An 11,195-nucleotide genomic window follows, 5' to 3' on the forward strand; every position below is an offset into this window, starting at 1 on the left:
ACAAGGTTTACACAGTATATTGTGTTGTGGAAAACTTTTCTCCACAATTTGTGGTAGTTGTGGATAATATCAAAAAGCAATTGCAACACAAGGATTTTTTTGATATTATTATTGTGTTTTCACTCTTAATAAATGGTTGACTGAAAATAGTTTTCCACAGATTGTGGATAAGATGTGGATAGTTATCCAAGGGTGTGCGTAAGTATTTGTCCACAGGTGTGGTTTTTTGTCGAAAACTACTTTTCTACTATATAATATCTTTTTCACAGTATACGAATGAATAAACATACAACGGGTGTTTTTCTAGCAGAGTGTTTGTTGAACAAAACTTGTACAGATAAGCACCTTTTTCTATTGTAAAAAGGTTGCCAGACACAAACGAAAGGGGGATTCAAGATGAAAAATATTTCTGATCTATGGGTCAAAGCACTAAGTCAGATAGAGAAAAAGATAAGTAAACCAAGCTTTGAAACGTGGTTGAAGAGTACAAAGGCTCATTCATTGCAGGGAGACAATCTCGTCATTACTGCACCAAATGAATTTGCTCGTGACTGGCTCGAGTCCAGGTATTCCGGTCTTATAGGAGAAACTATCTCTGATATCACAGGTGAAGAATTATCCATTAAATTTATTATTCCTCAAAACCAAGCAGATGAAGAGATCGAAATAAAAACTCCTCCTGCAAAGGTAAAAAAAGACGATGATATGATCGAAATTCCGCAAAATATGCTGAATCCGAAGTACACTTTCGACACATTCGTCATCGGTTCTGGGAACAGGTTTGCCCATGCTGCATCTTTGGCAGTGGCAGAAGCTCCAGCGAAAGCCTATAATCCTCTATTCATTTACGGGGGAGTTGGACTAGGAAAAACTCACTTAATGCATGCAATCGGACATTATGTGATTGAACATAATCCTGCAGCAAAAGTAGTCTATTTATCATCTGAAAAATTCACCAATGAATTCATTAATTCCATCCGGGATAACAAGGCTGTCGATTTTCGCAATAAATATCGAAATGTCGATGTATTGCTTATTGATGATATTCAGTTCCTTGCAGGAAAAGAACAAACTCAAGAGGAATTTTTCCATACATTCAATACATTGCACGAAGAAAGCAAACAGATTGTCATCTCCAGTGACAGGCCTCCAAAAGAAATTCCAACATTGGAAGACCGCCTGAGATCCCGCTTTGAATGGGGTCTGATCACAGACATTACACCACCAGATTTGGAAACCCGTATTGCTATTTTACGTAAGAAGGCAAAAGCAGAAGGGCTAGATATTCCAAATGAAGTGATGCTTTACATTGCCAATCAAATTGATTCCAATATTCGTGAACTCGAAGGTGCTCTCATCAGAGTGGTTGCCTATTCTTCCTTGATCAATAAGGATATTAATGCTGATTTGGCAGCAGAAGCACTGAAGGACATCATTCCGAGCTCGAAGCCTAGAGTGGTGACCATTCATGACATTCAACGGACCGTTGGAGAAGAGTACAATGTGAAATTAGAGGACTTTAAAGCAAAGAAGCGAACAAAATCGGTTGCTTTCCCTCGACAAATCGCGATGTACTTATCAAGGGAACTTACGGATTATTCCTTGCCTAAAATAGGAGAGGAATTCGGAGGACGAGATCATACGACCGTTATTCATGCCCATGAAAAGATCTCCAATTTGGTAAAAACAGATACAACTTTGCAAAAACAGATACAATCAATTGCTGATTCTTTAAAGAGTTAATTAAAAGTTAAATAGAGCAATAGTGGAAACTGTGTATAAGTGGTGCTTGGTTAAACACAGGTTATTCACATGTGGATATCTACGCTTTGTAACAGAAAAACGACTTATCCACATAATCACAGCCCCTACTATTACTTCTACTAGTTTTTTATTAATAAAATATATAAATAGACCTGCCCATTAAGGAGGATTACGATGAAATTTATTATCCAACGCGACAAGCTGGTTCAAAGCGTTCAAGATGTTCTAAAAGCAGTATCTTCCCGGACAACCATTCCGATTTTGACTGGAATAAAGATTGTCGCTACAGAAGAAGGAGTTACTCTTACAGGAAGTGATTCTGATATCTCCATTGAATCCTTCATTCCTTGTGAAGAAGATGGATCTGAAAATGTGGAAGTAAAAACAGCTGGAAGTGTTGTGCTGCAAGCCCGATTCTTTAGTGAAATCATTAAGAAACTTCCAATGGATACTGTCGAAATCGAAGTACAAAATCAGTATGTAACGACCATCCGTTCTGGTAAATCAGAATTTAACCTAAATGGTCAGGATGCTGCAGAATATCCTCATCTGCCTCAAGTTGAGGAACAAAACGTCTTCCGTGTCCCAACAGATCTACTAAAAAATATTATTCGACAAACTGTCTTTGCGGTGTCCACCTCAGAAACACGCCCTATCTTGACAGGTGTAAACTGGAAGCTTGAAGACCATGAACTTACCTGTATTGCAACAGATAGCCATCGCTTGGCTTTACGCAAAGCAAAGGTAGAAGCGGAGAACGACATTACGTGCAATGTTGTCATTCCAGGTAAGAGCTTGAATGAATTAAATAAAATTTTAGATGATACGAATGAACTGCTTGATATCGTTGTAACAGAGAACCAAGTACTGTTTAAAGCTAAAAATATCCTATTCTTCTCCCGTCTGCTTGACGGAAACTATCCGGATACTTCCAGATTGATTCCTGCAGAAAGTAAAACGGATATCACGGTAACAACAAAAGATTTCCTACAAGCGATTGATCGTGCGAGCCTACTTGCAAGAGAAGGACGAAACAATGTAGTAAAGCTTGCTACTTTAGAGTCTGACACGCTTGAGGTTTCCTCTAACTCTCCAGAAGTAGGAAAAGTAGTGGAACAAGTACAAAGCAATTCCATCGATGGAGAAGAGCTGAAAATTTCTTTTAGCGCAAAATATATGATGGATGCACTAAAGGCCCTTGAAGGCAACGAGATATTAATTAATTTCACTGGTGCAATGAGGCCATTTGTCATCAAAACATTACATGATGATTCCATGCTTCAACTTATCCTGCCAGTCAGAACGTACTAATAAACACAGACTCAGAAAGCTGCTAGTGACCATTCCTAGTGGCTTTCTTTTCTATATGGAGAAGTTCTAGTACAATAGGAAATAGACAATAAGGGAATAGTAAAAGAAATTCTAATCCCTAAAAAGAAAGTGAGCGCGAAATAATGACAGAAATTCAAATTTCAACAGAAATGATTACGCTTGGACAATTTTTAAAGTTGGCCGATGTCATCCAATCAGGTGGAATGGCAAAATGGTTTCTTTCTGAATATGAAGTGAAAGTGAACGGAGAGCTTGAAGACAGAAGAGGAAGAAAACTGAAAGTACAGGATGTAATTGAAATAGACGGTCATGGAAAATATGTCGTTGTTTCCTGATGAGTTGGTGAGACGGATTGTATATTGAAGAATTGACGTTGAGACACTATCGCAATTATGAAAGCTTGCATGCTGTATTTGAAAACGGTGTGAATGTCATATTAGGTGAAAACGCACAAGGTAAGACAAATGTGATGGAATCTATCTATGTATTGGCAATGGCAAAATCACACAGGACGTCCAATGATAAAGATCTTATCAGATGGGACGAAGAGTATGGTAAAATAGAAGGTAGGATACATAAACGGAATGGAGAGTTGCCGCTGCAACTTGTCATTAGTAAAAAAGGGAAAAAAGCGAAGATTAATCATATTGAACAAACCAAATTAAGTCAGTATATCGGAAATATGAATATCGTTATGTTTGCACCTGAGGATCTTACGCTTGTAAAAGGTAGTCCTCAGGTGAGACGACGTTTTATAGATATGGAGCTTGGTCAAGTATCACCGAGGTATATGCATGACCTGTCGAGGTACCAAAAAGTACTTCAGCAGCGTAATCATTACTTAAAGCAGTTACAGACAAGAAAGCAAAAAGATGAAACCATGCTGTTTGTATTGACTGAGCAACTTATTGAATTGGCTGCGAGCGTGACGGAAAAGAGGCAGGAGTTTGTAGAATTGCTGCAAAGCTGGGCTCAGCCAATTCATAAAAGCATCAGCCGAGATTTAGAAGAATTGACTATTATCTACAAACCATCCATTGATTATGTATCAGAAACAACAAACTTGTCGAAAATGATAGAAGCATATAACGAAAAGTTTGATAAAATAAAAGATAGAGAAATTGAAAGAGGCGTTACACTATTTGGTCCCCATCGTGATGACCTGCTCTTTCAAGTGAACGGAAAAGATGTCCAGACATTTGGATCACAAGGACAACAGCGCACGACAGCTCTGTCGCTGAAGCTTGCAGAAATAGATCTCATTCAATCCGTAGTAGGGGAATATCCCATTCTGCTCCTTGATGACGTATTATCGGAGCTGGATGATTATAGACAGTCCCATCTCTTAAACACCATTCAGGGAAAGGTCCAAACCTTCGTCACCACAACAAGTGTGGATGGAATCGACCATCAAACCTTGAAACAAGCGGCTACATATGAGGTGGTTTCAGGAACAATCAAGAAACGAAATTGAGGTGAAGGCTCATGTATTTGCATATTGGAGAAGAAGTGATGGTGCGCGCTTCTAAAATCATTGCTATTTTAGATCGCAGGCTCCTGCAGTCCGACTGGAAAGACACCTTGCCGGAAGTAGCGGACAAATCCATCAAAAATATCAGTAAACATGACATCAAATCAATTGTGATTACCGAAGAGAACATATACCTTTCTCCATTAGCCTCAACAACCTTGAAAAAAAGAATGGATACCTCAATGGAGGAGTTCCTGTTATAGATCAAATGTTGCCCATAAGGACAACCAGTCTATTGTGTAGAAATAAAAAGTGAAGGTGATAGATATGACGATGGACCAAAAAGAATTGCAAGAAAACAGCTATGATGAAAGTAATATACAGGTACTAGAGGGCCTTGAAGCCGTAAGAAAACGACCAGGTATGTACATCGGTTCCACCAGTGCCAAGGGTCTCCATCACTTAGTATGGGAAATTGTCGATAACAGTATCGATGAAGCATTAGCAGGATATTGCTCAGAAATCAATGTAATCGTTGAAAAAGATAACAGCATCACTGTAAAAGATAACGGCCGTGGTATTCCAGTCGGAATTCATGAAAAAATGGGCCGTCCAGCAGTAGAAGTAATCATGACGGTACTTCATGCAGGCGGAAAATTTGGCGGTGGCGGTTATAAAGTTTCCGGGGGTCTGCACGGGGTTGGTGCGTCTGTAGTAAACGCTCTTTCCTCCGAGCTTAAAATCTATGTTCATCGCGACGGAAAAGTTCATTACCAAAAGTACAATAAAGGGGTACCAAATGAAGATCTGAAGGTGATTGACGAAACAGACATCACAGGTACGATCATTCACTTTGTTCCCGACGAAGAGATTTTCACAGAAACAAAGGAATATGACTATGATACGCTGGCACACCGTCTTCGTGAGCTTGCATTCTTAAATAAAGGAATCCGCATCACGATTGAAGATAAGCGTGAAGAAACGCCGAAAAAGAATGAATACCACTACGAGGGCGGTATCGCTTCTTATGTAGAGCATTTAAACCGTACAAAAGAAGTTATTCATGAGGAAGTTGTTTTTGTAGAGGGAGAAAAGGACGGTATCTCCATCGAAGTGGCGCTACAGTACAATGACAGCTACACAAGCAATCTGTACTCTTTTGCCAACAATATCAGCACCTATGAAGGTGGAACTCATGAATCTGGCTTTAAGACGGCATTGACGAGAGTAATCAATGACTATGCCCGTAAGAACAATATATTCAAAGATGCGGACAGCAACCTGACAGGGGAAGATGTTCGTGAAGGCTTGACGGCTATTGTTTCCATCAAACACCCTGATCCACAGTTTGAAGGCCAGACGAAAACTAAATTAGGAAACAGTGAAGCAAGAACGGTTACGGATTCTGTTTTTACCGAAAAATTCGAAGGCTTCCTGCTTGAGAACCCTTCTGCAGCAAGAAAAATTGTAGAAAAAGGTTTGATGGCCTCCAGAGCAAGAATGGCAGCCAAAAAAGCAAGGGAACTAACAAGAAGAAAAAGTGCATTGGAAATCTCGAGTCTACCAGGTAAATTGGCAGACTGCTCCTCTAAAGATCCATCTATCAGCGAAATATATGTGGTAGAGGGAGATTCTGCGGGAGGATCCGCTAAGCAAGGCCGAGATCGTCACTTCCAGGCAATCCTGCCTTTGCGCGGTAAGATCATTAACGTAGAAAAGGCGCGTCTTGACAAAATTTTATCCAACAATGAGGTTCGTGCCATCATCACCGCACTTGGAACTGGAATTGGAGAGGATTTTGACATTTCCCGTGCCCGATACCATAAAATCGTGATCATGACGGATGCCGATGTCGATGGAGCTCATATTAGAACGCTGTTATTGACATTCTTCTACCGCTACATGCGCCAAATCATCGAACATGGATACATCTACATTGCCCAGCCACCACTATACAAAATTCAGCAGGGTAAAAAAATCGAGTATGCGTATAATGACCGTCAGCTTGAAGAGATTCTTGCGACCATGTCGGATCAGCCAAAGGCCGGTATCCAGCGCTATAAAGGATTAGGGGAGATGAATCCTGAACAGCTTTGGGAAACGACTATGGATCCAGTTTCTAGAACCCTGTTACAGGTAAGCCTGCAGGATGCCATCGAAGCGGATGAAACATTTGAGATTCTAATGGGCGATAAAGTAGAGCCACGAAGAAACTTTATTCAAGACAATGCCCGTTATGTAAAAAATCTGGATATCTAATTTTAGAATCCAATAAAAAAAGCGGGGTAGTGTTATACCGAGCTACTGAAAATGAAAACTAAAGTTCTGATGGCTTCTAGCTGGTGATTGGAGCAAATGGCGAAGACTCCAGCGGGGGAGTAGCGGCAATGTTGAAACCCCACAGGGCAAAGCCCGAGGAGGCTCAAGGCCGCCCCTCGGAAAGCGAAGCCATTTGCGGAAATCAACAGCGGTTGTTAACCAAAATCAAGAGCTTAGTTATAATTCAATGGCGAGGTGTCATGCTATCCTGTCTTTTACATAGAGAAGAGCGAAAGCGAATGTAGTCATGAACTCACATTTCGCAAGGAGGTTCGTTATTATGTCTGAGAGGTCCTCAGTTAAAGAAATAAATATCAGTCAGGAAATGAGAACATCCTTCCTGGATTATGCCATGAGTGTAATCGTATCTCGTGCCTTGCCGGATGTACGAGACGGATTGAAACCTGTACACCGACGTATTTTGTACGCCATGAATGATTTAGGAATGACTTCTGATAAAGCTTATAAAAAGTCCGCACGTATCGTAGGGGAAGTAATCGGGAAGTACCATCCACATGGTGACTCAGCGGTTTATGACACGATGGTGCGTATGGCACAGGACTTTAACTTCCGTTACATGCTGATTGACGGTCACGGAAACTTCGGTTCTGTCGATGGCGACGCTGCAGCTGCCATGCGTTATACCGAGGCAAGAATGTCGAAGATCTCCATGGAGATACTTCGCGATATCAATAAAGACACCATTGACTACCAAGATAACTATGATGGTTCCGAGAGAGAGCCGATTGTACTGCCTGCACGTTTTCCAAACTTGCTTGTAAACGGTGCTTCCGGTATCGCGGTTGGAATGGCAACCAATATCCCGCCTCACCAGCTGGGAGAAATTATTGACGGGGTACTTGCGGTAAGTAAGGACCCTGACATTACCATTCCAGAGTTAATGGAAATCATACCTGGTCCAGACTTCCCTACAGCAGGTCAGATCCTGGGCAGGAGCGGAATCAGAAGAGCGTATGAAACGGGCCGCGGATCAATCACGGTTCGTGCGAAAGTGGAGATTGAAACAAAACCGAATGGCAGAGAAGTCATCCTTGTACATGAACTTCCTTACCAGGTGAATAAAGCAAAACTTATCGAAAAAATTGCGGACCTTGTACGTGATAAGAAAATAGAAGGTATCTCTGACTTGCGCGATGAATCAGACCGTAATGGTATGCGTATCGTCATGGAAGTCAAAAAAGATGCAAACGCTAATGTCCTTTTAAATAACTTATACAAACAGACTTCCCTTCAAACAAGCTTTGGTATCAACCTGCTTGCACTAGTAAACGGGGAGCCGAAAGTATTAAACTTAAAACAATGTCTGTATTATTACCTAGAGCATCAAAAAGTCGTAATCAAGCGCCGTACGGCATTTGAACTGCGTAAAGCGGAAGCAAGAGCACACATCTTAGAAGGTCTGCGAATTGCCTTAGATCACTTAGATGCTGTAATCACTTTAATCCGTAGTTCCCAAACGGCGGACATTGCACGAGAAGGCTTGATGACCGAATTCTCTCTATCTGAGAAACAAGCACAAGCTATTCTAGACATGCGTCTACAACGTCTAACCGGCTTAGAGCGCGAAAAGATTGAAGAAGAATACCAAGGGCTTATGCAGCTTATTGCGGAACTAAAAGCGATTCTTGCAGATGAAGAAAAAGTACTTGAAATTATCCGTGAAGAACTAACAGAAGTTAAAGACCGTTTCAACGACACGCGTCGTACAGAGATAATGGTTGGCGGCTTTGAAAATATTGAAGATGAGGATTTAATTCCACGTCAAAATGTCGTGATCACTCTTACGCATAATGGCTATATTAAACGTCTGCCTCTTTCGACTTATCGCAGCCAGAGAAGAGGAGGTCGTGGAATTCAAGGGATGGGAACCAATGAGAATGACTTTGTTGAACATCTATTGACCACGTCCACACATGATACGCTATTATTCTTTACAAATAAAGGGAAAGTGTACCGAGCAAAAGGTTACGAAATCCCAGAATTTAGCCGTACAGCAAAAGGAATTCCAATTATCAACTTGCTTGAGGTGGAAAAAGGAGAATGGGTCAACGCCATTATTCCGGTGGAAGACTTTGTAGATGACTGGTATTTATTCTTTACAACTAAGCATGGAATATCCAAGCGATCTCCGCTATCTCAATTCGCCAATATCCGTAAGGGCGGTTTAATTGCACTAGGATTACGAGAAAGCGATGAGTTAATCTCAGTAAAATTAACTGATGGAACGAAAGAGATGATCATTGGAACGAAAAACGGAATGCTCATTCGCTTCCATGAAACGGACGTACGATCCATGGGTAGAACGGCAACGGGAGTAAAAGGAATCTCCATTTCCGAAAATGATGAAGTGGTAGGAATGGAACTTCTTGATGAAGGCCTTGATGTATTAGTCGTGACCAAAAACGGTTACGGTAAACGTACTCCGGCCGAAGAGTACCGTGTCCAAAGTCGTGGAGGAAAAGGAATTAAAACATGTAACATCACTGAGCGTAATGGTGAGCTAGTTTCTGTTAAAACCGTAACCACTGAAGAAGATCTAATGCTGATCACAGCAAGTGGCGTCTTGATCCGTATGTCTGTTGACGGAATCTCACAAATGGGTCGAAACACCCAAGGGGTGAAACTGATTCGTCTTGCAGAGAACGAATTTGTGACAACAGTCGCAAGAGTGGATAAAGAAGACGAACCAGAAGATGGTACGGAAGATACAGAAATGGAAGAAGGAAATTCTACAGAAGAAGTCGAAGAATAAGAAGAGCAAAGTAAATGATCAACTCTAAGAGAGGAGCACTTTCATGTGTTCCTCTTTGTTTATAAGGAGAGAGCGTTCATGTTAGTGAAAACCGAACAGCTGGTCGAAGGATGTATTCTGGCACAAGAAATAAAAGCACTCACTTCTAAGCCGATTATGCCAAAAAGAACCGTCCTGACAAACCAACATATTGAAATATTAGAATCTTTCTTAGTAGAAAAAGTAGAAATAGAAGCATTCCTTTCAAACGGCCAGCCATTTAATCCCCAACTGTTAACCATGCTTGAAGAAAAGCCAAAAGAAGATTCCTTCTTGCAGATGTACTTTAAAGCAACCCAAGCTTACAAAAAAATGTACGAAGCATGGGGATCAGGAGCGCCGATTGATTATAGTGAGGTTCGAAAGACAATCATCCCGTTAATTGAAAAATCTCTTCACTATCAAGAAGAAGTCTTTTCTCTTTATCATTACACAAATGAAGAAGACTATATCTACCATCATTCTGTGGCGGTAGCCATCATAGCTTCTGCAATTGCAAAGTCACTTGGCTATAAAAAGAAAGACATCATTCAAGTTGGCATTGCAGGCTTTTTAATGGATTGCGGCATGTCACGCATTGATCAGAAAATCTTGAAAAATGTTGCGGTCCTGAGAAAAGAGGAGTTTGCGCAAATAAAAGAACACCCTATTTTCAGTTACCAGATGGTTAGTAAACAACCAGTGATACAAGATGAAATAAAACTAGCGGTATTGCAGCATCATGAACGCTACGATAAAACAGGTTACCCTTTTGGCCTCTCAGAAGACAAGATACACACCTACACGAAGATACTGGCAGTAGCAGACGTATTTCATGCAATGACATCACCAAGGAAGTACCGAAGCAAGCAGTCACCATTTAAAGTGATCGAGCAACTAAAACACGAAACTTTTGGTAAATACGATCTGTCTATCGTTCAAGCGCTCACTTCAAACGTGTGCAGCTTCAGCATTGGCGACAAAGTAAAGCTTTCTAACAATAAAATTGCAGAGGTTGCTTTTATAGACCCGCAATATCCATCAAGGCCGATGGTGAGAGAAATCGACTCAGATCAATTCCTCACCTTAAATCAAGAATTGGATATCTATATAGAAGAAGTTTTAAAATAACTCGATTTCTAGTTATCTCAGTAAAGAAAGAACGAGGGGAATCTGCCAGTTTTCCTTCGTTCTTAGCATTTTAGAAAAGAAAATAAAAATATATTAAAAAAGTAATTGCATCCTTATTCTACCCGTGCTATAATCAATCAAGTCAGCAACGACAACGAGTTACATCTTACATAACTATCGAAAAAAGATAATAAAAAGATGTTGACTCAAAACGAAATAAATGATATATTAGTGAAGTCGCTTTTGAAAGGCGTCAACACAAAAGAGTTCTTTGAAAACTAAACAAAACAACAGCGTCATAACGTCGGTTCTTCGGAACACGACAAAATGATTTAAGTAAGACAAGCTAGCAAATTTTGAGCAAAAGCTCAGACTCTTTATTGGAGA

Annotated in this window: 8 protein-coding genes; all 8 read left to right on the forward strand. The window is 40.6% G+C overall.

From position 1 onward, the window contains the following. The first annotated feature begins 396 nt into the window (after positions 1–396). The 8 genes from dnaA (at position 397) to LC091_RS20080 (ending at position 10,808) form a co-directional block, all read left to right on the forward strand. Positions 397–1,743 carry a chromosomal replication initiator protein DnaA gene (dnaA, locus tag LC091_RS20045; RefSeq protein WP_226683783.1) on the forward strand — a complete coding sequence of 449 codons (1,347 nt, stop codon included), beginning with the start codon at positions 397–399 and terminating at the stop codon, positions 1,741–1,743. A gap of 195 nt (positions 1,744–1,938) precedes the next feature. Continuing rightward, positions 1,939–3,075 (forward strand): DNA polymerase III subunit beta, encoded by a 1,137-nt coding sequence (dnaN, locus tag LC091_RS20050; protein WP_226683784.1) that lies wholly within the window; start codon positions 1,939–1,941, stop codon positions 3,073–3,075. A gap of 140 nt (positions 3,076–3,215) precedes the next feature. Further along, positions 3,216–3,431: a S4 domain-containing protein YaaA gene (yaaA, locus tag LC091_RS20055; RefSeq protein ID WP_392396780.1), complete on the forward strand. Its 216-nt coding sequence runs from the start codon at positions 3,216–3,218 to the stop codon at positions 3,429–3,431. A 17-nt stretch (positions 3,432–3,448) separates the two neighbouring features. After that, the gene (recF, locus tag LC091_RS20060) at positions 3,449–4,570 is read left to right on the forward strand and encodes a DNA replication/repair protein RecF (protein ID WP_226683785.1); all 1,122 of its coding nucleotides are present in this window, start codon (positions 3,449–3,451) and stop codon (positions 4,568–4,570) included. Positions 4,571–4,581: 11 nt separating this feature from the next. Then, entirely contained in the window at positions 4,582–4,830 is a 249-nt protein-coding gene (remB, locus tag LC091_RS20065; RefSeq protein ID WP_226683786.1) for an extracellular matrix regulator RemB, read from the forward strand. Positions 4,831–4,900: 70 nt separating this feature from the next. Then, positions 4,901–6,826, forward strand: coding sequence for a DNA topoisomerase (ATP-hydrolyzing) subunit B (gene gyrB / locus LC091_RS20070; RefSeq protein WP_226683791.1), 1,926 nt, complete (start codon positions 4,901–4,903; stop codon positions 6,824–6,826). Positions 6,827–7,166: 340 nt separating this feature from the next. Then, positions 7,167–9,659 (forward strand): DNA gyrase subunit A, encoded by a 2,493-nt coding sequence (gyrA, locus tag LC091_RS20075; protein ID WP_226683787.1) that lies wholly within the window; start codon positions 7,167–7,169, stop codon positions 9,657–9,659. A 78-nt stretch (positions 9,660–9,737) separates the two neighbouring features. Further along, the gene (locus LC091_RS20080; protein ID WP_226683788.1) at positions 9,738–10,808 is read left to right on the forward strand and encodes an HD-GYP domain-containing protein; all 1,071 of its coding nucleotides are present in this window, start codon (positions 9,738–9,740) and stop codon (positions 10,806–10,808) included. The last annotated feature ends 387 nt before the right edge of the window (positions 10,809–11,195 follow it).

Source organism: Sutcliffiella horikoshii, from assembly GCF_020524325.1.
GTDB lineage: Bacteria > Bacillota > Bacilli > Bacillales > Bacillaceae_I > Sutcliffiella_A > Sutcliffiella_A horikoshii_D.